This window comes from Empedobacter sp. UBA1574, from assembly GCF_002322895.1.
Taxonomy (GTDB): Bacteria; Bacteroidota; Bacteroidia; order Flavobacteriales; family Weeksellaceae; genus Empedobacter; species Empedobacter falsenii_B.
Map to the genome: position 1 here is coordinate 1 of NZ_DCOI01000030.1, position 24,108 is coordinate 24,108.

At 31.5% G+C, this 24,108-nt stretch carries 24 protein-coding genes; 9 read left to right on the forward strand and 15 right to left on the reverse strand.

Annotated elements, in window-relative coordinates:
* Window positions 1-56 precede the first annotated feature (56 nt).
* Both B3578_RS09220 and argS read right to left on the reverse strand, forming a co-directional pair.
* Window positions 57-527 carry a DUF1810 family protein gene (locus B3578_RS09220; protein ID WP_291048060.1) on the reverse strand — a complete coding sequence of 157 codons (471 nt, stop codon included), beginning with the start codon at window positions 525-527 and terminating at the stop codon, window positions 57-59.
* Window positions 528-590: 63 nt separating this feature from the next.
* The gene (argS, locus tag B3578_RS09225; RefSeq protein ID WP_291048063.1) at window positions 591-2,363 is read right to left on the reverse strand and encodes an arginine--tRNA ligase; all 1,773 of its coding nucleotides are present in this window, start codon (window positions 2,361-2,363) and stop codon (window positions 591-593) included.
* Between the two features lie 110 nt (window positions 2,364-2,473).
* On the opposite strand from argS, the gene B3578_RS09230 reads away from it, so the two are divergent.
* Entirely contained in the window at window positions 2,474-3,829 is a 1,356-nt protein-coding gene (locus B3578_RS09230) for a DEAD/DEAH box helicase (protein ID WP_125349811.1), read from the forward strand.
* Between the two features lie 28 nt (window positions 3,830-3,857).
* Here B3578_RS09230 and msrA read toward each other — a convergent pair whose 3' ends face one another.
* Window positions 3,858-4,391: a peptide-methionine (S)-S-oxide reductase MsrA gene (msrA, locus tag B3578_RS09235; protein WP_038336125.1), complete on the reverse strand. Its 534-nt coding sequence runs from the start codon at window positions 4,389-4,391 to the stop codon at window positions 3,858-3,860.
* A gap of 65 nt (window positions 4,392-4,456) precedes the next feature.
* Window positions 4,457-4,918: an Lrp/AsnC family transcriptional regulator gene (locus B3578_RS09240; protein WP_115001022.1), complete on the reverse strand. Its 462-nt coding sequence runs from the start codon at window positions 4,916-4,918 to the stop codon at window positions 4,457-4,459.
* 328 nt (window positions 4,919-5,246) lie between these two features.
* Here B3578_RS09240 and metK point away from each other — a divergent pair, with 328 nt between their 5' ends.
* Window positions 5,247-6,506 carry a methionine adenosyltransferase gene (metK, locus tag B3578_RS09245; protein ID WP_219035092.1) on the forward strand — a complete coding sequence of 420 codons (1,260 nt, stop codon included), beginning with the start codon at window positions 5,247-5,249 and terminating at the stop codon, window positions 6,504-6,506.
* 58 nt (window positions 6,507-6,564) lie between these two features.
* Here the strand turns inward: metK and B3578_RS09250 are convergent, their stop codons facing one another.
* Both B3578_RS09250 and B3578_RS09255 read right to left on the reverse strand, forming a co-directional pair.
* Window positions 6,565-6,942: a hypothetical protein gene (locus B3578_RS09250; RefSeq protein ID WP_221856848.1), complete on the reverse strand. Its 378-nt coding sequence runs from the start codon at window positions 6,940-6,942 to the stop codon at window positions 6,565-6,567.
* A gap of 95 nt (window positions 6,943-7,037) precedes the next feature.
* On the reverse strand, window positions 7,038-7,421 hold the full coding sequence (locus tag B3578_RS09255; RefSeq protein ID WP_221856850.1) for a hypothetical protein: 384 nt from the start codon (window positions 7,419-7,421) through the stop codon (window positions 7,038-7,040).
* A gap of 147 nt (window positions 7,422-7,568) precedes the next feature.
* On the opposite strand from B3578_RS09255, the gene fabG reads away from it, so the two are divergent.
* The gene (fabG, locus tag B3578_RS09260) at window positions 7,569-8,312 is read left to right on the forward strand and encodes a 3-oxoacyl-[acyl-carrier-protein] reductase (protein ID WP_038336119.1); all 744 of its coding nucleotides are present in this window, start codon (window positions 7,569-7,571) and stop codon (window positions 8,310-8,312) included.
* 82 nt (window positions 8,313-8,394) lie between these two features.
* Entirely contained in the window at window positions 8,395-10,065 is a 1,671-nt protein-coding gene (gene menD, locus B3578_RS09265) for a 2-succinyl-5-enolpyruvyl-6-hydroxy-3-cyclohexene-1-carboxylic-acid synthase (RefSeq protein WP_280051849.1), read from the forward strand.
* A gap of 56 nt (window positions 10,066-10,121) precedes the next feature.
* Here menD and B3578_RS09270 read toward each other — a convergent pair whose 3' ends face one another.
* A complete protein-coding gene (locus B3578_RS09270; protein ID WP_291048075.1) occupies window positions 10,122-10,493 on the reverse strand; it encodes a hypothetical protein in 372 nt (123 codons plus the stop codon).
* Between the two features lie 10 nt (window positions 10,494-10,503).
* Complete coding sequence (locus tag B3578_RS09275) at window positions 10,504-11,160, reverse strand: SanA/YdcF family protein (RefSeq protein ID WP_125349808.1); 657 nt, start codon at window positions 11,158-11,160, stop codon at window positions 10,504-10,506.
* 157 nt (window positions 11,161-11,317) lie between these two features.
* On the opposite strand from B3578_RS09275, the gene B3578_RS09280 reads away from it, so the two are divergent.
* Window positions 11,318-13,024: a M64 family metallopeptidase gene (locus B3578_RS09280; RefSeq protein ID WP_286496220.1), complete on the forward strand. Its 1,707-nt coding sequence runs from the start codon at window positions 11,318-11,320 to the stop codon at window positions 13,022-13,024.
* Between the two features lie 49 nt (window positions 13,025-13,073).
* On the opposite strand, the gene efp is transcribed toward B3578_RS09280, so the two are convergent.
* The 5 genes from efp to B3578_RS09305 form a co-directional block, all read right to left on the reverse strand.
* Window positions 13,074-13,640, reverse strand: coding sequence for an elongation factor P (gene efp / locus B3578_RS09285; protein ID WP_038336113.1), 567 nt, complete (start codon window positions 13,638-13,640; stop codon window positions 13,074-13,076).
* Window positions 13,641-13,659: 19 nt separating this feature from the next.
* Window positions 13,660-14,445, reverse strand: coding sequence for an acyl-ACP--UDP-N-acetylglucosamine O-acyltransferase (lpxA, locus tag B3578_RS09290; RefSeq protein ID WP_115002092.1), 786 nt, complete (start codon window positions 14,443-14,445; stop codon window positions 13,660-13,662).
* 17 nt (window positions 14,446-14,462) lie between these two features.
* A complete protein-coding gene (locus B3578_RS09295) occupies window positions 14,463-15,851 on the reverse strand; it encodes a bifunctional UDP-3-O-[3-hydroxymyristoyl] N-acetylglucosamine deacetylase/3-hydroxyacyl-ACP dehydratase (protein WP_038336111.1) in 1,389 nt (462 codons plus the stop codon).
* A gap of 6 nt (window positions 15,852-15,857) precedes the next feature.
* Entirely contained in the window at window positions 15,858-16,883 is a 1,026-nt protein-coding gene (gene lpxD, locus B3578_RS09300; RefSeq protein WP_115001039.1) for a UDP-3-O-(3-hydroxymyristoyl)glucosamine N-acyltransferase, read from the reverse strand.
* Window positions 16,884-16,970: 87 nt separating this feature from the next.
* Window positions 16,971-18,161 (reverse strand): HD domain-containing protein, encoded by a 1,191-nt coding sequence (locus tag B3578_RS09305; RefSeq protein WP_286496217.1) that lies wholly within the window; start codon window positions 18,159-18,161, stop codon window positions 16,971-16,973.
* A gap of 276 nt (window positions 18,162-18,437) precedes the next feature.
* On the opposite strand from B3578_RS09305, the gene B3578_RS09310 reads away from it, so the two are divergent.
* The 4 genes from B3578_RS09310 to B3578_RS09325 are packed head-to-tail and all read left to right on the forward strand — an operon-like array spanning window position 18,438 to window position 21,985.
* On the forward strand, window positions 18,438-19,991 hold the full coding sequence (locus B3578_RS09310; RefSeq protein WP_219035100.1) for a bifunctional response regulator/alkaline phosphatase family protein: 1,554 nt from the start codon (window positions 18,438-18,440) through the stop codon (window positions 19,989-19,991).
* Entirely contained in the window at window positions 19,992-20,396 is a 405-nt protein-coding gene (gene tsaE / locus B3578_RS09315; RefSeq protein ID WP_291048086.1) for a tRNA (adenosine(37)-N6)-threonylcarbamoyltransferase complex ATPase subunit type 1 TsaE, read from the forward strand.
* 6 nt (window positions 20,397-20,402) lie between these two features.
* On the forward strand, window positions 20,403-21,608 hold the full coding sequence (locus B3578_RS09320) for an alanine dehydrogenase (protein ID WP_221856537.1): 1,206 nt from the start codon (window positions 20,403-20,405) through the stop codon (window positions 21,606-21,608).
* Window positions 21,609-21,625: 17 nt separating this feature from the next.
* Window positions 21,626-21,985 carry a hypothetical protein gene (locus B3578_RS09325; protein WP_147280013.1) on the forward strand — a complete coding sequence of 120 codons (360 nt, stop codon included), beginning with the start codon at window positions 21,626-21,628 and terminating at the stop codon, window positions 21,983-21,985.
* A gap of 269 nt (window positions 21,986-22,254) precedes the next feature.
* Here the strand turns inward: B3578_RS09325 and B3578_RS09330 are convergent, their stop codons facing one another.
* Together B3578_RS09330 and B3578_RS09335 are read right to left on the reverse strand one after the other, a co-directional pair.
* Complete coding sequence (locus B3578_RS09330) at window positions 22,255-23,490, reverse strand: porin (protein ID WP_286496216.1); 1,236 nt, start codon at window positions 23,488-23,490, stop codon at window positions 22,255-22,257.
* Between the two features lie 71 nt (window positions 23,491-23,561).
* On the reverse strand, window positions 23,562-24,092 hold the full coding sequence (locus B3578_RS09335) for a YqiA/YcfP family alpha/beta fold hydrolase (RefSeq protein ID WP_219035345.1): 531 nt from the start codon (window positions 24,090-24,092) through the stop codon (window positions 23,562-23,564).
* Window positions 24,093-24,108: the final 16 nt, after the last annotated feature.

Consider the following 24,108-nt stretch of genomic DNA (forward strand, 5'->3'; position numbering starts at 1 on the left):
ACAAAATTTTGGACAGTGTCTAAATAAAAAATCTCGAGCAAATGCTCGAGATTTTTTTATTTATTCATTTGTTTCAATATACTTAATGTTTTTTTATCGACTTGATCTGCATAAAAAAACTTCAAAACATCTTTGATAATTTTTTCTTTTGGAACTATAAAGTTGAATAATGTCAAACTTGATTTCAGTTTCATTGCATCATTTTTTCCGAAAATTAATTGCGGAATTACGCCTTTATGTTTCATTAATAATACAGATAAAACTTCTAAATAATTTCCCCAAAGTTCTTCATCTTTTACAAAAGCTCTAGCCTCTTCTTTCGATGAAATTGCAAACTCTAATGACGAATCACTCGAACCTAATCCAACTAATTGAGGAAACATAAAAACAATCCAATTCGTTTGCTTTTTTCCTGCATGAACTTCCATCAAAATTTCATCGTACACAAAACTTTGCGCATCGTGAAATCGTTTCAAATTAAATTTATCGTGAGGATCTTTTTGTTTCAGTAAATCTCCTATTTTCATATTGTAAAGTTAAAAAAATACCTCACCAAATTGATGAGGCATTTTATTTTTTTTATAAGTCGATTACATTCTTTCAGGAACACCAATTCCTAATAAACGTAACGAATTCTGAATCGTATTTGCAACCCATTGAGACAGATATAAACGGAAGTTTTTCACATTTTCATCTTCATTTTTCAAGATTGGATTGTTTTGGTAGAATGAATTAAATAATTTCACCAACTCATATACGTAATTAGCAATCAAAGCTGGGCTCATTTCTGTCGCCGCTTTTTCTATTGTATCTTCGAAATCGTATAGTGCACGAACAATTTCTTTTTCAGCATCATTCAATTCTATTGCATTTGCATCAAATTCTTTTGGAGATTCTTTTCTCAATAAAGACTGAATACGCGCAAAAGTATATTGAATAAATGGTCCTGTATTTCCATTAAAATCTACAGATTCTTTCGGATCGAATAAAATACGTTTCTTAGGATCTACTTTCAAAATGTAATATTTCAAAGCACCCATTGCAATTGTTTCGTACAATTCAGCTTTCTCATCATCAGACATTCCGTCTAATTTTCCTAATTCTTCAGAAATCTCTTTTGCTGTATTATAAACTTCTTGCATCAAATCATCTGCATCTACAACAGTTCCTTCACGAGATTTCATTTTTCCGTTTGGTAAATCAACCATTCCGTAAGACAAGTGATGTAAAGCATCAGCCCAAGAATAACCTAATTTTTTCAAGATTAAGAATAAAACTTTGAAGTGATAATCTTGCTCATTTCCTACAACATACGTCAATTCTTCTAACGTCGGATTATTTTTGAAACGCTCTACAGCTGTTCCCAAATCTTGCGTGATATAAACCGAAGTTCCGTCTGAACGTAAAACTAATTTTTCATCCAAACCTTCTGCAGTCAAATCAATCCAAACAGAACCATCTTCTCTTTTGTAGAAAACACCTTTGTTTAAACCATCTTCAACAATATCTTTTCCTAAAATGTAGGTATTCGATTCGTATAAATATTCGTCAAAAGCAACACCAAGACGTTTGTACGTTTTAGCGAAACCATCATACACCCAACCGTTCATTTTTTGCCAAAGCTCAATAACTTTTGGTTCATGTGCTTCCCATTGACGCAGCATTTCTTGTGCTTCTAAGAAAATTGGAGCTTCTTTTTTCGCTTCGTCTTCCGTTTTTCCTTGCGCTTCTAATTCTTTGATTTCTTGACGATAATGTTTGTCAAATTCCACATAATATTTTCCAACCAAATGGTCGCCTTTCATATTTGCAGATTCTGGTGTTTCACCATTTCCAAATTTTTCCCAAGCAATCATAGATTTACAAATGTGAATCCCACGATCATTAATAATTTGTGTTTTAATCACATTATTTCCTGCTGCTTCAATGATTTGAGAAACCGAAAATCCTAACAAATTATTACGGACATGTCCTAAATGCAAAGGTTTGTTTGTATTTGGCGATGAATATTCTACCATTACCGTTCTCGAATTTTCATCAACTTTTGTAATTCCAAAAGTTGAATTTTGAGCATTTTGAGTAAAATTTTCTAAAAATTCTACTGAACTTAAACTCATATTCAAGAAACCTTTTACAACATTAAACGCTGTAATTTTATTATTTTCAACCAAATTTTCACCGATTTTAGCACCGATTTCTTCTGGTTTACCTTTCAAAGTTCTGATTAATGGGAAAACAACCAATGTATAATCACCTTCAAACTCTTTCCTTGTAAACTGAATTTCAACAGATTCAGGGTTAATTTGATAAACGTTTTGAATCGCTTCTAAAACATTCTGCGTGATGTATTGTTTTAAACTCATTTTTATTCCTTTTTACTTAATCGAAATGCAAAAGTACGAAGTTTCAACGAATTTGAACGGATTGCACATTGAGTTTTTAAGAAGTCATCAAGAAAACTTATCTTTGCAAAATGAAAGCTACATTCGCGGATTTCGAATTAACAAAACAATTGAGTTCGGCTTTAGAAAAGTTGAATATCACAACCCCAACTCCAATTCAAGAAAAATCATTCAAACCGATTCTTTCTGGACGAGATATAATGGGAATTGCCCAAACAGGTACAGGTAAAACAATGGCTTACTTATTACCCTTGTTGAATACTTATCAATACTCTAAAACGAATCAACCAAAGATTGTTATTTTGGTTCCGACACGCGAATTAGTTGTTCAGGTTACCGATATTTTAGAGCAATTAACAGAGTTTATCAATGTTCGTGTTTTAGGAATTTATGGTGGTGTAAACATCAATACTCAAAAATTATTGGTGTATGAAGGCGTTGATATTTTGGTTGGAACACCAGGTCGTGTTTTAGATTTGGCGATAGACAATGTATTATCATTCAAAGAAATGAAGAAATTAGTGGTTGACGAATTTGACGAAATGTTGAGTTTAGGTTTTCGTCCGCAACTGATTCATTTATTTACAATGATGAGCGAAAAACGTCAAAACATTTTATTTTCTGCTACGATGACAGATCAAGTAGATGATATGTTACACGAATATTTCAAAAATCCTATTGAAATTTCCTTAGCTCGTTCAGGAACACCATTAGAAAAAATCACTCAATTGGCTATTCCAGTTGAGAATTTCAATACAAAATTGAATTTAATTGTTCATCAATTAGGAGACAAAGCAAAATTTGAGAAAGTTTTAATTTTCGCAAACAATAAAAAACATGCTGATTTAATCTTTAATCATTTAGATGAAATTTATCCAGATGAATTTGGAGTAATTCATTCTAACAAATCTCAAAATTATCGTTTGAGAACAATGGAAGCCTTTACCAGAGATGAATACCGAGGAATTATCACGACAGATATTATGGCTCGTGGTTTGGATATTCCTGATGTTACGCATGTTATCAATTTCGAAATTCCAGAAATTCCAGAACAATATATTCACCGAATTGGGCGTACAGGACGTGCGGATAAAAAAGGAGAAGCGATTTCTTATTTTTCTGAAAAGGAAATTGAACGTTTAGATGCTATTGAAGCATTGATGGATAAAGAGATTAACGAACTTCCTTTTCCTGAAGAGGACGTAAAAATAAATCCTGTAAAACGTGAATTTGAGAAAGATGTTGTAAAAATGAAACAACTTACAACTGTAAAAATTGAAGAACGTGGTGCAGCATTTCACGAGAAAAAAGATAAAAATAAAAAGGTGAATTTAGGTGGTCCTACAAAACGTAAACCACCAAAATCTAAACCTAAAAACCGTGGTCAGCAAAAACAGAAAGCGAAAGCACGTAAAAAAGGAAAATAAAATGAAAGCGACCAATTGGTCGCTTTTCTTATTTTAAAATCTGTTTGAATTTAGATTTAAATTTTGCAATTTTTGGTCCAACAACTGCCGAACAATATGGCTGATCTGGATTTTCATTGTAATAACCTTGATGATAATCTTCGGCTGGCCAAAATTTATCTAAAGGCTCTATTGTTGTAACGAATTTATCTTCATACAAAGTTCCGTTATCAAACTCTTTTAACGATTCTTCCGCTTGCTTTTTTTGTTCTTCTGATGTGTAAAAAATACTCGAACGATATTGTGTACCAACATCGTTTCCTTGTCTATTTAACTGTGTTGGATTATGTATATTCCAAAAAATTTCTAATAATTCTTTGTACGAAATCACTTCATTGTCAAAAGTAATTTCAACAACTTCCGCATGATTTGTATCTGTATCACAAACCTGACGATAAGTAGGATTTTCTACATTACCTCCTGCAAATCCAGAGATAGCTTGTTCTACTCCATTTATCGAATTAAAAATTCCTTCCACACACCAAAAACAACCAGCTCCTAAAACTGCTATTTCCTTGCTCATGTCTTCTCTATTTTTACTTATTCAATCAAAAAAAATTCTAATTTATCAGAACCATTCTTATATTTTTATACCAATTGGAAAGCGGTATCATCTTTTACATCACCAATAACAAAAGTACTGTGAGTACTACCAATTACCTTTATTGTTGTTAGTTTATTTACCATAAAATCTCTGTATTCGTCCATATTTTCGAAAGACATTTTGATAATGTAATCGTAATCACCACTTACATGATAACTCGCCTGAACTTCTTTTAAATTCACAATTTCGTTTTCGAAAATCTTGATGTTATCAGCAGAATGTTGTTGTAACTTAATATGGCTAAATACCAAAAGCTCTCTGTTAATTAATCTTCTATTTACAAGCGCAACATATTTAGAAATAATTCCTGACTTTTCTAATTTCTTGATTCTTTCATGAATTGCGGTTGACGATAAATTTAACTTATCAGATAATTCTTTATAGGTAATTTTACTGTTTTCTTGTAGATACATTAGCAGCTGTTGATCGAGAGTGTCAAATTTCATTTCAATTAATTTTTTTCTAAAGTAACAACATTATTTTGAATAATTATCTATATAGATTAAAAAAATTACTCATTTACAGAAAATATATTTATAATTTATTAAAACACACCGTTTTTTGTTCTATTCTAAAAAAGATAAAAAGTTAAACTCTATAATTTTTATATACTAATAAATGTTAAATATCTTTCATTATTCATATTATTCATTGTATATTTGAGCTCGAAAAATCGAGAGGAAAGATTTGACTGATTGCAACCTCATAAAACAATTGCTAAAACAGGACTTCAGTTTTCTCCTTCCCTCTATCATTTTAAAAAAAAGTATAGAAATGTCATATTTATTTACGTCAGAATCAGTTTCTGAGGGGCATCCAGATAAAATTGCCGATCAAATTTCTGATTCAATTCTTGACCACTTTTTAGCATTTGATGCAAAAAGTAAAGTAGCTTGTGAAACTTTAGTAACGACTGGACAAGTTGTTTTAGCAGGTGAAGTAAAATCTAATTCTTACATTGATTTACAACGTGTAGCAAGAGAAACAATTGCTGAAATTGGTTACACGAAAAGTGAATATATGTTCGATGCAAATTCTTGTGGAATTTTATCTGCAATTCACGAACAATCTCCAGATATTAACCAAGGTGTAGACAGACAATCTGACGAAGAGCAAGGTGCTGGTGACCAAGGAATGATGTTTGGTTATGCTACAAGCGAAACTGAAAACTATATGCCTTTGGCGTTAGATTTATCGCACAGATTATTGAAAGAATTAGCGCATATCCGTAAATACGAAAAAGATTTGTTACCATATTTACGTCCTGATGCTAAATCTCAAGTAACAATTGAATATGATAATGACAACAAACCTGTTCGTATCGATACTATTGTAATTTCTACTCAACATGATGACTTCGCAAACGAAGAAGCAATGAGAGATAAAATTACAAATGACTTAGTAAGTATTTTAATTCCACGTGTAAAAGCGCAATTACCTGTTCATTTACGCGATTTATTTACAGATAGTATTACTTATCATATCAATCCTACAGGGAAATTCGTTATTGGAGGACCTCACGGAGATACAGGTTTGACTGGTCGTAAAATTATTGTAGATACTTATGGTGGTAAAGGTGCTCACGGTGGTGGTGCTTTCTCAGGAAAAGATCCATCAAAAGTTGACCGTTCTGCTGCTTATGCTGCGCGTCATATTGCTAAAAACTTGGTTGCAGCTGGTGTTGCTGACGAAGTTTTAGTACAAGTTTCTTATGCAATTGGTGTTGCTGCTCCAGTTTCTTTATTAGTAAATACTTTCGGAACTCAAAAAGTTGAGTTAACTGAAGGAGAAATTTCTACAAAAGTTTCTGAAATCTTTGATATGAAGCCTTTCGCTATCGAACAAAGATTAAAATTAAGAAACCCAATTTACAAAGAAACTGCATCTTACGGACACTTAGGTAGAGAACCAAAAATAGTTTCAAAACGCTTTGAATCTGCTAATGGACAGGATGTTGTTGAAGTTGAAGTTGAATTATTCACTTGGGAAAAATTAGACTTCGTAGATCAAATTAAAACAGCTTTCGGATCATAATCTGAAATTTTAAATCATACTAAAAAATCCACTCAATATTGAGTGGATTTTTTTATGATTAATTTTCACTAATCGAATTGACTAACCAATATCGTTTTCCATCTTTGTAAGAAATATTGATACTATCTCTAGAAAGCATAATCAGTTTTGTCGGTGTCCATCCCACATTTCGTAACGAATTGCTTCCTGTCATTTCCATTTGAATATTTTCTATCGGATCAATTTTTTGAGATGTGATAAAATCAAATTTATATAAATTCTTAGATTGAGAAACTTGCACTACTACACTATCTTGAACAATTCCTCCTAAAGAATCTTGAAAAATTATAAATCGTCTTTCATATTTTTCTTTATAAATAGTATTCAGACCATCATCTTCATTATTACAAGAAAATATCAGCATTAATAAAGAAGCAAAACATACAATCGTTCTCATAAAACATCATTTTATATTTAACTATTTTCAACTCAAAATATTGTACAAAAAAAAGACGCTCACAACTGAACGTCTTTTATTATTATTCCTAAAAATTATCTTGTTGCATTCGCAGTCCAAGTTTTACCATCTTTTGTATAAAGAATAGTTAATTTTGAATTATCAATTCTAATGTAAGATAATTCTGTTGCCCCAACACTTACTAAAGTATTGTCTCCTTTTTTCTCGAACTCAACTCCGTTCAAATCTGGAATTTTATCAGAAAAAGCAAAATTATACTTTGTTCCACTTGCAATTTTAGTTACAAATACACTTCCATTATCAGCAGAAAGAGTATTATTTCCATCAACATAACTTATTTTTCCTTTATAAGTTCCTGCAAAGAAATCATTGTTTGCTGGATCATCATCATCGCTACAAGCCGTAAATACAAATAAGGCAAAAAATGTTACCGCTAAAAATTTCAATAGATTCTTCATGTTTTTATATTTTTAATTTGGTTATAACAATCAATATTTTCAATTATAATACCATAAAATGTTAAATAAAATTGATAAAGTATTTTTTTACATTTTTAACTCTCACAAAAAATCGTATTTTTGAAGCAATATATAATACCTATAAACATGAATTTATTGCAAGGTAAAACAGCAATCGTTACAGGCGCAACTCGCGGTATTGGAAAAAGTATTGCTGAAGTTTTTGTGAAAAATGGCGCTAACGTTGCCTTTACTTATGCTTCTTCTGTAGAAAAAGCAAAAGCTTTGGAAGAAGAATTGGGACAATTCGGTAAAGTAAAAGGATATCAATCTGATGCTTCTGATTACGAAGCTGCTCAAAAATTAGTGGAAGATGTAATTGCTGAGTTTGGTCAAGTTGATATTGTAATTAATAATGCTGGAATTACAAAAGATAATTTGTTGATGAGAATGTCTGCAGAAGATTTCGAAAAAGTAATTCAAACAAACTTAAATTCGGCTTTCAACTTAACAAAAGCAGTGATCAAACCAATGATGAAACAACGTTCTGGATCTATCGTGAACATGTCTTCTATTGTTGGAATCAAAGGAAATGCTGGGCAAGCAAATTATGCAGCATCTAAAGCTGGTTTAATTGGTTTCTCTAAATCTGTTGCATTAGAATTAGGTTCTCGTAATATTCGTTGTAATGCAATTGCACCAGGTTTCATCGAAACTGAAATGACAGAAGTTTTAGACCAAAAAGTTGTTGAAGAATGGCGTAATGGAATTCCATTAAAACGTGGAGGACAACCAGAAGACGTTGCAAATGCATGTTTATTCTTAGCGTCAGATTTATCAAGTTATGTAACAGGACAAGTTTTGAGTGTAGACGGAGGTTTACATACTTAATTCTTAAAAATATCATACTTTTTGAAAGGTTTTGTTTAGTAAATTTGCTAATCAAAACCTTTTATAATTTAAGACAACTACGTTGAGAAAAATATCAAATAAATTAAATGTTCAATTGATTGCTGAAACTTTTTTGGCTTTCGGAATTGATCATATCGTATTATCGCCAGGATCTCGAAACGGAGCATTAACAATGCAATTTGCGAATGACAAACGTTTCAAAACTTATAGTGTAATCGACGAACGTTCGGCAGGATTTGTCGCTTTGGGAATGGCACAGCAAATTCAGAAACCTGTTGTTGTTTGTTGTACTTCTGGTTCGGCAACGGCAAATTATTACCCAGCAATTACGGAAGCTTTTTTTCAAAATGTTCCTGTAATCGTGCTTTCTGCAGATCGTCCCGAGCATTTGGTTGATAATTTTGATGGACAAACCATTCGCCAAAAAGATATTTTTGAGAAACATTCAGTTCATAATGTACAACTTTCCGAAAGTGAAGAAACGGATGATTTAACGCGAAATATGTTGTTGACGAAATATGCGTTGATTGATTGTATGCACAAATCTGCGCCAATTCATATCAATATGCCTTTTTCTGAGCCTTTGTACGAATCTGTAACAACACCAGATATTGAAATTGATACAATTACAATTCCTGCAAAAGATTATCCAGAAATTGATGTAATTGATTTGATGAAACGTTGGAATGCTTCGACGCGTAAAATGATTTTGGTCGGATTACATCATCCTGATGCCAAATTTGATCATTTTGTAAAACAATTGGCGCAAGATGATTCGGTTGTTGTGTTAACAGAAGTAACATCAAATATTCATGATGAACGATTTTTCAATAAAATAGATCAAGTTATTTTCCCTTATTCGGAAGAAGAATTAGAAGCGTTGAAACCTGATATTTTATTGACAATTGGGCAAAATGTCGTTTCCAAAAAGATTAAAAAATTCTTACGTGATCAAAAGCCAACGCAACATTGGCATTTAGATGAATATTGGCAACCAGACACTTTCCAAGCATTAACAGATAAAATTGAGACGAAACCTGAATTGTTTCTAGAACAATTTGTTCCGTTTGTTAATCCAAAAGAATCAGAATATTACAACACATGGAATTCGATACGAGAAGCGAATAATATCAAACACAAAAATTACATCAATATGATTCCATTTTGTGATTTGAAAGCATTTGATTCCATTATTAGAAATTATCCTGAAAATTGGCAAATTCAGTACGGAAATTCAACCATTATTCGTTACGGATTATTGTATGATCACAACAATTCGAATCCTGTTTTTTGTAACCGCGGAACAAGTGGAATTGATGGCTCTACATCTACAGCGATTGGGGCTTGCATCGCTTTTGGTCAAAATACGGTGATGATTACGGGAGATATTTCGTTTTTCTATGATTCGAATGCGTTATGGAATGTAAACATGCCGAATAATTTCAGAATTATTTTGATCAATAATGGCGGAGGAAATATTTTCAAATTTATTCCTGGCCCATCTGAAACAGATGTTGTTGAAGATTATTTTGAAACAAAACATCATTTCACTGCCGAACATTTAGCTAAAATGTATGGTTTTGAATACCAAGTTGTTTCAAATTTAACTGATTTAGAAAATACTTTTGAAGATTTTTATGCAGAAAGTAATCGCCCGAAGATTTTAGAAATTGATACACGAAATTCTGCTAACGATGCTATTTTGAGAGGATATTTTAGTAGTTTGAAGTAAAAAATATTAAAGAGAAATCATTAGTTTGGTTTCTCTTTTTAATTCAAATAATTTTCCTAAAACATTTTCAAAAAGACACCTTCTATATAAATTCTATATAAACTAGGTTGGTATTCTCCGATTGAAATGATAACATAATACTCGGATGTTTCCTTTAAATACACATATAAATTCTCAGCGTTTCTGTAACTAGTCAAATCAACAATAAAATTATTTTTAATAATTCCTTTACAATGACTAATGATGGAAGTAAAAAGATTCTTCTCAATATTATTTTTTACAATATTTAACTCTACTAATTCTTCAAAATCAAAAGTAAAATCTAATTCATTATTTATTTTAAAATTGTGTTTACCATAAATAAAAATGCAATCAGAAGATTGAATTAGAAGCATTTTACTCATTATTTGCTTTATATCTTTATTCATTGAATAAAAATTAAATTATCTCAATTTTCTCTCCTAAAAACTTTGGTTGAACACCAAAAAAGCTATCAATAAAAACTTTCGTTCGAGCAAAATACTCGCGGATATTTGTTTTTAATCCAGCATGTTTATTGACATCTTTTGCACTGTAACCATACGCATTAATTCCGTTTTGACGTGCAATATAAACTGCTCGTTGATTGTGAAACTCTTGGGAAACTACAATAAATTCATTCTGACTAAAAATTTCCTTTGCACGAATCATAGAATCTAATGTTCTAAAACCTGCATAATCCAAATAAATCACATTTTCTGGAACTCCATTTTTTATTAAGGCTTGTTTCATTGCTTCAGGTTCGTTGTAGTTTTTTCGACCATGATCTCCACTCAAAATAAAGTACGTTACTTTTCCTGATTGATACAATTCTGTTGCAGCTTCTATACGATACGTAAAGTAATAATTTTGATAACCACTCACCAAATTTGGCGCTGTTCCCAATACAATCGCAACTTTGGTTTTAGGTAAAATCTCTAATTTATCTGTGACAAATTCTTCCGTTGAGTTTTCTATTTTATAATTTGCAAAAGCTGTGAACAAAAGACTTCCAATTCCTAAAATAAGTAAAGTATAAAAAGATTTTTTCAGAAACTTTTTGGTTTTGATTTTCATAGTTGGTTCAAGATTATTTCTTGTGTTAAAAATACAATATATTCTTCAGTTTTATAATGATTTAAGAACTCCTATCCGATAATAAATATTTAAAATCAAAATTTCATTAAAAAAATCTATCTTACTATATTGCGTATTATTTTTTCAAAATACAACTATGAGAACAAGATTATTTTTTCTAGCCACCACTCTATTTACAGTTTCAACTCTATCAGCACAAAAATTCGAAATTGATACCTTACAATATCAGGGAAGTGATAAAAACATTATCAACCTTGTTGTTTTAGCAGATGGTTATACAAAAGACGAATTAAAATATTATAAAGAAGATGCAAAACGATTTACAGACTATTTTTTCAAAACGGAACCATTAAGTCAATATATCAATTATTTTAATGTATTTGTTATAAATAGTATTTCTGAGGAATCTGGTGCAATTCACCCATATTCTACCAAAGAATGTCCCACAGAAAAAGTAGATTGGGATCAGTTACCTGAACGTTATAATAAATTTGTAAAGAAATATGAAGTTCCGAAAACTAATCCAAATACAATTTTCGGAAGTAGTTTTGATATTTCTGGAATTCATCGTTTAGTTGTTCCAACGAAAAATGAAAAGGTATTACAAGTTCTGAAAGATAATATTCCCAATTATAGTCAAGTTGTAATTCTTGTTAATTCTCCTTTTTATGGTGGTTCTGGAGGAGAATTTGCGACGACAACAGTTAATTTTAAAAGTAATGATATCGCTGTTCACGAAATTGGACATTCGTTTGCAAAATTATCAGACGAATATTGGTCTGGTCCGTTGTATACGGTTCCTGGTCCAAATAAAACACAGAATATACAAGATGTTCCTTGGAAAAATTGGATTGGGACAAATGGAATTGGAATTTATGCATATGGCGAAAAAGATGCAAGAGCACAATGGTTTCGTCCGCACGAATTCTGTAAAATGCAATATTTAATCGCGCCTTTTTGTAATGTTTGTCAAGAAGAATTTATTGAAGTAATTCATCAAAAAACAAATCCAATTATTTCTACAAAACCCGCTGTTGATACTCCTGTTAACACAGAAAACATGAATGCTTTTACTCTTAATTTAGTAAAACCAGTTCCAAATACCCTGAAAGTAAAATGGATTTTGAATAATAAATTGATTGCAGAAAATTTAGATTCTATTCATCTAAACAAAGGTCAATTCAACTTAGAAAAAAATATTTTAAGAGCTGAAGTGACGGATACAACGCAATTAGTAAGAAAAGAAAATCATGCGAATCATATGTACACAACGCAATGGGAAATTACAAAACCTAATAATGAGAGTTTAACTCCACCAGTTTTGACATGGGGTGAAAAACAAGAAAGTTGTTACAATGAACATCAGGCACTAACGGTGAAAAATCCAGAAGCAAAAGTTGAATATTTTTGGTATGATGAGCTAAATTCTACTCAACCATTTGTAAAAGGAAGCAATATTATTAGTCCAACTATTACTGAGAATAAGACTTATTATGTTGAAAGTAATTGGAACAACAAAAAATCTGAACGAAAAGCAATTCAAATTACTGTTTTAGAAAAAATTAATTTTTCTGAAAAAGTTAGTATCAAACAGAATAAAAAAGACGGAACGATTATACTTACTTTAAAAAATACTGACGATAAGAAATATAAATTCGAATGGTTGGATGAAGATGGAAATAGAATCTATAATTTCGATCCAAAAGAGAATAAAACGGTTTATAAAGGGAGTGATTCATCATCTATCACAATCAAAAATGAATTCTTAGGTTCTACAATTTTTGTCAAGAAAATAGATAAAGAAACGACATGCTCTAGCGAAAAAGTTACAATAAAATTGTAATAAAAAAAGCGACCAAAAGGTCGCTTTTTTTATCTATATTTCAGAATAATTATTCTTTAATACGTTCTACATAAGAACCATCTTCTGTGTTGATTTTTACTTTATCACCTTCGTTGATGAATAAAGGAACACGGATTTCAGCACCAGTTTCTGTCGTTGCAGGTTTTGTAGCATTTGTAGCTGTATCACCTTTAAGACCTGGCTCTGTGTATGTAATTTCCATTACAACTGTAGTTGGTAACTCAGCTGCTAAAGCTGTTTCATCAGAAGCACGGAACAAGATTTTTACTTCGTCACCAGCTTTCATAAATTGTGAATTATCAATCAAATCTTTGTTTAAATAAACTTGAGAGAAATCATCATTATTCATGAAGTGGAAACCATTATCATCTTCATATAAATATTGGTAGTTACGTGTTTCTACACGAACTTCTTCAATTTTATGACCAGCAGAGAATGTATTGTCTAATACTTTTCCGTTAGTTAATGATTTTAATTTTGTACGAACGAAAGCAGGTCCTTTACCTGGTTTTACGTGTAAAAATTCGATAATTTTATACGTATCATTATTAAAAATAATACATAAACCTTTTCTGATATCAGAAGTTGTCGCCATTTATTCTATTGTTATTTTATTAAACTCCCGAGCTATATCCTTTCATAATTCCACGATCACTTGTATTGATAAAATCAAGGATCACTTCACGATAATGTGAATCTGGGAATTTTTCTAAGATTTGTTCTACAGCCTGAGATACGTTATTTTTTTGTTGATATAAAATTCTGTAAATACCTTGAATTTCGAAGATTTCTTCTGATGTAAAACCTTTTCTTCTCAATCCAATTGCATTAACTCCCGCATAAGCAACAGGATTTTTTGCAGCTTTAACATACGGAGGAACATCTTTACGAATTTGTGTCGCACCAGCTACAAAAGCATGTTCTCCAATTTTTGTAAATTGATGAACTGCACTATAACCACCAATAAAAGCGAAATCTCCAACTTCTATATGTCCTGCTAAACCAACCGCATTTACGATTACGACATTATTTCCTACAACACAATCGTGCGCGATATGTGCAGTTGCCATAATCAAACAATTGTCACCAATTTTAGTATAACCTAATGCATTAGTTCCTTTGTTTACAGTAACGCATTCACGAATTGTTGTATTGTCACCAATATATGTTAAAGTTTTTTCACCTTCGTACTTCAAATCTTGAGGCTCACCAGAAATTACCGTACCTGGATAAATTTTACAATTTTTTCCAATACGTGCTCCTGACATAATTGTTACATTAGGACCAATCCATGTTCCATCACCAATTTCTACATCTTCGTAAACAGAAGAGAAAGGGCTGATTGTAACATTTTCACCTATTATTGCAGTTGGATGAACATATGCCATCGGATGATTCATAACTTCCATTTCTTTAATTATTCTTTTGTAATAACTGCCATCATTTCTGCTTCCACAGCAATTTGATTGTTTACATATCCAATTCCTTGCATATGAACAATTCCTCTTCTAATTGGTTCAACCAACTCTAATTTAAACACCAATGTATCACCTGGAATAATTTTGCGTTTAAATTTAGCACTTTCAATTTTCATGAAATAAGTTGAATAATCTTGAGGATTTTCTAATTCTCCTAAAATCAATAACCCTCCTAATTGTGCCATTGCTTCAATTTGCAATACACCTGGCATAACAGGTTCTTTAGGAAAATGTCCAACAAAGAAAGGCTCGTTCATCGTTACATTTTTCACGCCGATTAAACCTGTTGCACTTTTAGAAATTACCTTGTCAATCAATAAGAATGGTGGACGATGTGGTAATAACTTCATGATATCATTAATATCATAAACTGGTTCTGCTGTCAAATCAAATTCTGGCACTTTATTGCGTTGCGCTAATTTAATTTGTTTGCTTAATTTCTTTGCAAAATTTGTATTGGTATGATGTCCAGGCTTTGTTGCAATAATTTTAGCCTTCAATTTTTTACCTACTAAAGCCAAATCTCCCACAACATCTAATAATTTGTGACGTGCAGCTTCATTTGGATAGTGTAAAGTCAAGTGATCCAAGATTCCATTCGGACGAATAGAAACATCATCTCTATTGAACGCTTTACATAATTTTTCTTTTGTTTCTGGCGTAATTTCTTTGTCAACATAAACAATTGCATTGTCTAAATCTCCACCTTTTACTAAACCAGCTTCCAACAATTGCTCTAACTCATGTAAGAAACAAAATGTTCTTGCTTGAGAGATATCTTGTTTGAAGTTTTTGATAGATGTTAAAGTTGCATTTTGAGTTCCCAAAACTTTCGTTCCGAAATCTACCATTGCTGTAACTTGGTATTCATCTGCAGGAATCGCCGTGATTTCTGATCCTGTTTCTGGATCTACATACGTTACAATTTCTTTAATTCTATAATATTCTCTGTCTTTATCTTGCTCTACAATTCCAGCAGATTCTATTGCTTCAACGAAAAAACGAGAAGAACCGTCCATAATTGGTGGTTCCGCATTGTCAATTTCAATGTAACAATTATCAATATCCATACCTACCAAAGCTGCCAAAACGTGCTCTGTTGTATGTACTTTAACTCCTTTCTTCTCTAAAGTTGTTCCTCTGGCTGTACTCACAACATACTGTGCATCAGCTTCTACTTGAGGTTGACCTTCTAAATCTGTTCTAACAAATACAAATCCTGTATCTGGTTCGGCTGGTCTAAATGTTAAGGTAACAAATTTACCTGTATGTAAGCCAACACCTTTTAGAACGGCTTCATTCGCTAAAGTTTTTTGTTTATCAGACATTAACTTTTACTTTTGTTTGTTCTCTTTTTCTAATTTATCGATTCGTTTCACAATTTCTGGAAACTTTCTAAAATGTACATACGATTTTCTAAAGCTTGACGCTTCGATTGCTGGCGAACCATACAATTGCGTTTTACTTTCTACATCACCATTAATACCACTCTGAGCTTGTACTTGTACAAAATCTCCGATTGTCAAATGACCTGCGATACCAACTTGACCTCCAATCATACAATTACGTCCAATTTTTGTAGATCCTGCTACTCCACTTTGCGAAGCAATAACAGTATTCTCTCCAATTTGAACGTTGTGAGCAATTTGAATTTGGTTATCTAATTTTACTCCTTTACGAATAATTGTAGATCCCATTGTTGCTCTATCTATTGTTGATCCTGCTCCAATTTCGACATTATCTTCAATCAAAACATTTCCTATTTGAGGAATTTTTTCGAAAGAACCATCTGGATTTGGCGCAAAACCGAAACCATCAGCACCAATCACAACATTAGAATGAATGATACAATTTTGACCAATTTCACACTCTTCATACACTTGTACGCCTGAATGTAAAACGGTATTATCACCAATCTTAGCATGATCGCCAATCGTTACATTTGGATATATTTTTACATTATTCCCAATCGAAACATTAGCTCCAATATAAGAAAAACTTCCAACATATACATTATCTCCTAGTTGCGCAGTAGAATTTACTTTCGTATATTCTTCTATTCCAACTTTATTATTTTTTATCGTATTGTAATACTGCAACAGCTTTGTAAAGGCTTGATATGCATCTTCAACCACAATCAATGTAGACGAAATAGAATCTGTTGCCACAAAATCCTTACTCACAATCACAATAGAAGCGTTTGTTGTATAGATAAAATGCTCGTATTTCGGATTAGCCAAAAACGAAATCGAACCTTCTTTTCCTTCCTCTATCTTCGATAATGTGGAAACCTCTACATTTGCATCACCTGTTACGGTTCCTTGCAATAATTGCGCAATCTCTGCAGCTTTAAATTTCATAGTCTGCAAAACTAATAATTATTCTTAAATTTATAAAATGATTATTTAAGTTATTTAACTTTTTTGTCAAATTCTTCAAATCGATATTTAAACGCTATGGTAATGATATTTTGTAATTTCTTGTTGCAAAAATTGCGTTAACAAACTTTTTTCTGAACTCGAAATTTCTTTTACCTCACCATTTTTATATAAAACCTTTATTGGACTTTTTGATTTTTCGTACGGAACAATTTTTATCGTTGTTTGTTCCACAAAATAACTTGCATCATCAATTCCTAAAGCATTTTCTACTCTATTTTTTTCAACCAAAATTTCTTCTTCGGATAATTTTGTATCCATCAAATATGATTTTGGTAATGTACGCTGAATGATATTTTTTGATAATTTACTCAAAATTAAATCATCATGAAACTGCCATTCTTTTATCGCTGATAAAACATCCGAGTCGTCCAAACGTGTGAAAATTTCTAAACCTTCTTTCGATAAACTTCCAACTTCATTTTCTTTTAAAAAGTATTTAAAAGCAAACGTTGCAAAAAGATTTTCTCCCGTTTTTGTCAATTCTTTCGCTCTTCTCAAAACGCTAATCAAAAAATTCTCTGCTGTAAACGATTTCTTATGCATATACACTTGCATGTACATAAACATACGCGCCATCAAAAATTTCTCGACCGACGAAATTCCCTTTGCTTCTATCACCAACTCATCATTCGAGACATTCATCATTGAGATAATTCGTTCCGGATTGATATTTCCTTCTACCACTCCTGTGTAAAAACTATCGCGCTTCAAATAATCCATGCGATCGCAATCCAACTGACTCGAAACTAATTGTGACAAGAACTTTTTCGGATAATTTCCTTTAAAAATTTGAATAGCTAGAGCTAATCGATTATCAAAAATTTGATTCAATTCTTCCATCAAACGAAGCGAAACTTCTTCGTGATGCGAACCATTAATTATAGAATGTTCAAGAGAATGAGAAAAAGGTCCGTGTCCCAAATCATGCAATAAAATCGCGATTAAAGCTCCATTTTCTTCTTCTGGAGTAATGTCGACGTTTTTTCTTTTGAGAATATTTAAGGCTTTTTGCATCAAATGCATACAACCTAAAGCGTGATGAAAACGAGAATGTCTCGCTCCTGGATAAACCATTTCTGTTAATCCAGTTTGCGTAATTCTACGAAGTCGCTGAAAATATGGATGTTGAATAATCTGATAAATAAGCTCGTTTGGAATCGTAATAAATCCATGAACTGGATCATTTACTATCTTCAACTTATTATTGTTTAATGGATTCAAACGTACTGTTTTGTCGGCAAAGATAAGAATTTTTACTCATTCAGAACGTTACTTTTTTGATTAAGAATGGTTTTTATAAAATATTTTAGATAAAAATCATTTTTGGAATTATTTATGCTAAATAATCATCGCAAATTTTGGGAAAACTACAATTTTGTTTAACATACAATTTTGATTTTAACATTTCCGTAATCGCTATATTTGGAATAATTCTAAAAGTAGAAATCAATATAAAAAATAAAAATATAACAAATGGCTATAAAAATTTTATGGATTGATGATGAAATCGATTTATTGAAACCACACCAGCTTTTTTTAGAGAAGAAAGGATACGATACAACAATGATAAATAATGCGACTGATGCATTAGAAGAAATAGAAAAAGAGAGCTTTGCAGCGGTTTTAATCGACGAAAATATGCCCGGTTTGAGCGGATTGGAAGCTTTACCAAAAATTAAAGAATTGCGTCCAAATCTTCCTGTTATTATGGTCACAAAAAGTGAGGAAGAACATATCATGGAAGATGCAATTGGCTCACATATAGCAGATTATTTAATTAAACCGGTTAATCCAAATCAGATTTTATTGAGTTTGAAAAAGATTTTGGACGCATCGAAAATTATTTCTGAAAAAACAGTGATTAATTATCAACAGGAATTCAGAAATATCACAATGGATATGATGAATGCACGCGATTTTGAAGATTGGCAAGAGATTTATAAAAAATTAGTTTTTTGGGAACTTGAACTTGAAAATATCGAAGATACAGCACTTTCTCAAATCATCGAAAATCAGAAAAGTGAAGCAAATGCAGCTTTCTTCAAATTTATAGAACGTAATTACGAAGATTGGTTGCACGACGACGAAGATCGTCCCGTTTTATCACATACAATTTTCAATCAATTGGTTCGACCTCATCTTGGAAAAGATAAAAATGTTTTATTGATTATGGTGGATAATTTACGCTACGATCAATGGAAAGTTATTGAGCCAATTTTCAATCGTTATTATAATTCAGAAGCCGAAAATTTATATTATAGTATTTTACCTTCGGCAACGCAATATGCTAGAAATGCGTTCTTTTCGGGTTTAATGCCGTTGGAAATTGAGAAAAAATATCCTGAATATTGGTTGAATGATACCGATGAAGGAAATAAAAATATGTACGAAAAAGAATTGTTAGGAGAACAATTAAAACGTCTTGGTTTTGGCGATTTATCGTATAATTATTTTAAAATTTTAAATTCTGATTTCGAGAAAAAAATTGCAGATGATTTTAATAATTACAAAAAGAATAATCTAAATGTAATTGTCTACAACTTTATCGATATTCTTTCGCATGCGAAAACAGACAACAAAATTGTTGGAGAAATTATTCGTGATGATAAAACGTATCGTTCGATCACAAAACATTGGTTTGAGAATTCATATTTAATGGAAATTGTGAAAAAAGCGGCGCAAGAAAAAATGAAAATTATTGTAACAACCGATCATGGAACAATTTACGTAAAAGAGCCTACGAAGGTGATTGGCGACAAAGAAGCTAGTACAAATTTGCGTTATAAATTAGGGAAACAATTGCAATACGATCCGAAAGATGTTTTGGCGGTTGAGCAACCAGAAAAATTCCTTTTACCTAAGGTTAATGTTACGTCAAAGTATATCTTTGCAAAAGAAAATTTATTTTTAACGTATCCAAAAAATTACAATCATTTCGTTAATTATTACAAAAACACTTACCAACACGGTGGAATTTCGTTGGAGGAAATAATTATCCCAATGGTTGTTTTAACACCAAAAAATTAAATGGAATTTATCATCAATAATTTAGACGAATTACCTGAAGTTGTTCAAAAAATAATCGATCAACTTCAGCATAAATTAATCACTTTCGAAGGAGAAATGGGAGCTGGAAAAACAACTTTTATCAAAGAGTTTGTAAAAGCTTTGGGAACAAATGATGAAGTTTCGAGCCCAACTTTTTCGATTGTAAATGAATATGAAACAGATAAAGGAAAAGTTTATCATTTCGATTTTTATCGTCTAAATCATGAAGATGAAGCCTTAGATTTTGGGATTGAAGAATATTTATATTCTAATCAATATTGTTTAATGGAATGGCCAAATAAAATTGCTAACTTTATACCAGATGAGCACCACACAATTACATTGAAAAATGTAGATGGCGTTCGTCATTTAAATTTTAGTTAATAGTATATGGACGGAAAAAATATTTTCACGCCTTTTTCTCAGGAAGATCTTATTCCTCAACCCGAGCGTTTAGAGATTCCTCATAAGAAAGAACGCTTTGATATTGGAATTCCAAAAGAAACAAATAATCAAGAAAAAAGAATTTGTCTTTCTCCTGATGCAGTCGAAATTTTAGTCAATAATGGACATCAAGTTACGATAGAAACCGGAGCAGGAGAAAGTGCAAATTATTCAGATAAAGAATATTCGGAAGCTGGTGCGCAAATTTCTTACAATACGCAAGCTGTTTTCGAGAAACCTATTATTCTAAAAGTTGGTCCACTTACTTTAGATGAAATTGATTGGGTAAAACCAAATGCTTTGATTATTTCATCTGTCCCTACAAATACTTTAAGACGCGAATATTTTCAGAAATTAATTACAAAACGTGTGAATGCGGTTGGATTTGAATTTATTCGTGATGAACAAAATCATTTACCAGTTGTTCGTTTATTAAGTGAAATTGCTGGAACAACAGCAATTTTGGTCGCAAGTGAATTGATGTCTTCTACAAACGGAGGAAACGGAATTTTGATGGGTGGCGTAACAGGTGTTCGACCAACAGAAGTTGTGATTCTTGGAGCTGGAACGGTTGCAGAAAATGCGACAAGAACAGCTTTAGGTTTAGGTGCTTCGGTTCGTGTTTTTGATAATTCATTAACGAGATTAAGACGATTACAACAAAATATAGGACAACGAGTTTCTACTTCTACATTAGATCCAAAAGAATTAGGAAAAGCTTTGCGACGTTGCGATTTAGCAATCGGTGCACTTCGCGGAGAAACGCGTACACCTTGTGTTGTAACTGAGATGATGGTACAAAATATGAAAGCTGGCGCTGTAATTATTGATGTGAGCATTGATCAAGGTGGATGTTTCGAAACATCTGAATTAACAACTCACGATCATCCGATCATTATTAAGAATGATATAATTCATTATGCAGTTTCTAACATCACTTCTCGCGTCGCACGCACCTCTACCAAAGCATTGAGCAATTATTTCTTGTCGTATTTATTCCAAATTTCTGAAGAATCTGGTTTTTCGAATGTAGTACAATCGGATAAAACTATAAGAAATGGCGTATATTTGTACAAAGGAAGAATTGTAAAAAAGAACTTATGTGATTGGTTTGATTTACCATTTCACGACATTAATTTATTGATCATATGACGTTTACGCAAAGATTTATGAAGTATTTGATGGGAGTTGGAATTGGGTTAGTTTTCGTCGCTATGGCGTTTGGACCTCGTGCTTTCTCATGTAATTACTTTCCAAATGCAAGAGTTTTGGATGAAGCTTTTTCAAAAAGATTAGCTATTTCACCAGAAGCTCAAGCATTTTTAAAAGCAGAAAATTTAGATTCGACATTCTTGAAAAAAGAATTATTCAAAAGAAGTAAAGTTGATTTTGATCACTCGAAAAAAGATCAAGTTCCTTGTAGAGAATATTTGGCAAACTATAAAAGCAAAGACAATACAAAGGATTATGATTTTGTATTAGAAATTTGCAAAGAAGATTCAAAATTAGTTTCCATCAAAAAGAAATAAAACAAAAAACCACTTCAATTGAAGTGGTTTTTTGTTTTATAATTAATTTATAAATTTCAAAATTGCTAAAACAATTACGAAGATTAATATTGCGACAATAATTACATCTTTAAATTGCACTTTTTTAGTTCCGAACTCTACATTTCGGTTTAAACTTTTTCTTTTTTTATTGGATTGCATAGGTTGATATTTGACTGCAAATTTATTAAATATTATCAAATATCAAACCTTTATTTTATTCTAAAATATTTAATTTACAATAAGATATCTTAAATCCCAATTTCTATCTGAAAACGCGCGTACCAGTTGTTTTTCTTTTCTAAATTATAGAATTTTTGTTGTTCATACGTAAATTCTGCTTGTAATTTGAAAGCATGTTCCCAAATATATTTTGTCAAACCTAATGTGTATTGATTTGTATTCGGTGTAAACTCAAAAATTTCTTTATCTACTGTTTGAGTTGAATAACGTCCTATCACCTCCCAGTGTTTCGGGAATGTGTATGAACCTTGAAAATCCATTCCTTCTCCATTATAGATATAATTAAAATCAGAAATATCTGTAGGGTTATAAAATAACACATTATCAGAATTACGATTCATATAAGAATACATCAAATTCCATCCACGATATTTTAACATCACATCCAAAAACAATGATTTTATATTAGCTGTTCCTCCACCTACAATATCATCTCCTAACATTCCTGCTGTTCTATGTGCTCTATCATTGTAACTATAAGCTCCCGAAATCATCAATTTTGGTGTTTGTTCGTGAACTAAATCACCTTCATAATTACTTCCACCTTTTGTAAATTCTCCAAGTGGAAACAACTCAACTTTTCCTGTATAAGCTAAACCAGTATCCTTAAAACTTGTCCAATTTCGCCCTTCACCAGTAGAAATAGCTCCTCTCAAAATATAAGAGAATTTTTCTTGATTTCTTTTATTGTATAAGACTTGAAATCCAAAATCGCGATCGATATTAAAATCTGCATTATTGATAGATCGATCCGTTAATTGTAATGCTCCAGAAGAATTAACACGTTGTCTATTTCCTGGAAGTTTTGTTTGACCAAATCCTAAACTCCAATGTTTATTTGGGTAATAGAAAATCATCGCATCACGAATAATATTTGTATTCTTACCCTCTTCTGCTTTTCCTACATCACCTGCTGCAAAAGATAATTGCATCGAATAACCAAATTTTGGATCTCCGATATATCCATCAAAACGCAATCTTAAACGACGAATTTGTCCATCAATATTATCTTCTTCTCCATCATTATGATTATAACTAATGCGATTTTGCATACGAAATCTAATATTGACCTGATAAAGACTATCTGGAGAAGTAATTCCCAATCCGTTACCATAGCTGTAATAAGGCGACATCATATTCTTAAAATCCTGTACAGTTTTCTTTTTAGATTCTGTAGAATCTTTTACTTGCGCATACGAACTGATTGAAAATACAATAAGTATTAATATTAAAAATTGCCTCATGTTTATTTATTTATTTCTTGATTCGTGTGCAAAAATGCAGTTAATAAAATTAAATAATTGTAATGCGTAAATTAAATTAACGTTAACAATGACTCGAAGTTACGTATTCGATGATTGTCATCAATTTCTATGATTTCGATTTGTTGTGGAAAGATATTTTGTTGAATTTCAAAGAAAGTTTTTAGTTTTTCAAAATCCAAAACTTCGTCATGTACAGAAAGAAAAACCGTTGTATTTTCGAAACGATTCATATCCACTAAATATTGCGAAAGATTTTCTGGAAAATTATTTTCGACTTTCATCGACACATCAACCAAAGGATTTAACAAAATTAATTCACTCGATTTTCCATTTTCCTTTAATTTTTGTTGCAATTGCCAACCAAAATTCCCTCCAGTAGAACTTCCTATAATTGCCAAATCATTTACCAAACCTTTTAAATGTTCGTAAGCTTCAAATAAAATAGTTGCAATATTGTCCTCCGTTTTCCATTCAATACAAATAGCTGAAGGATAATTTTTTAGAATAGTTTTGAATTTGGTTGAATTTGCCGAACTATTTAGTCCATGGATATAAACAATTTGTCGATTATTAGTATTCATATTCAGTGCAATTATC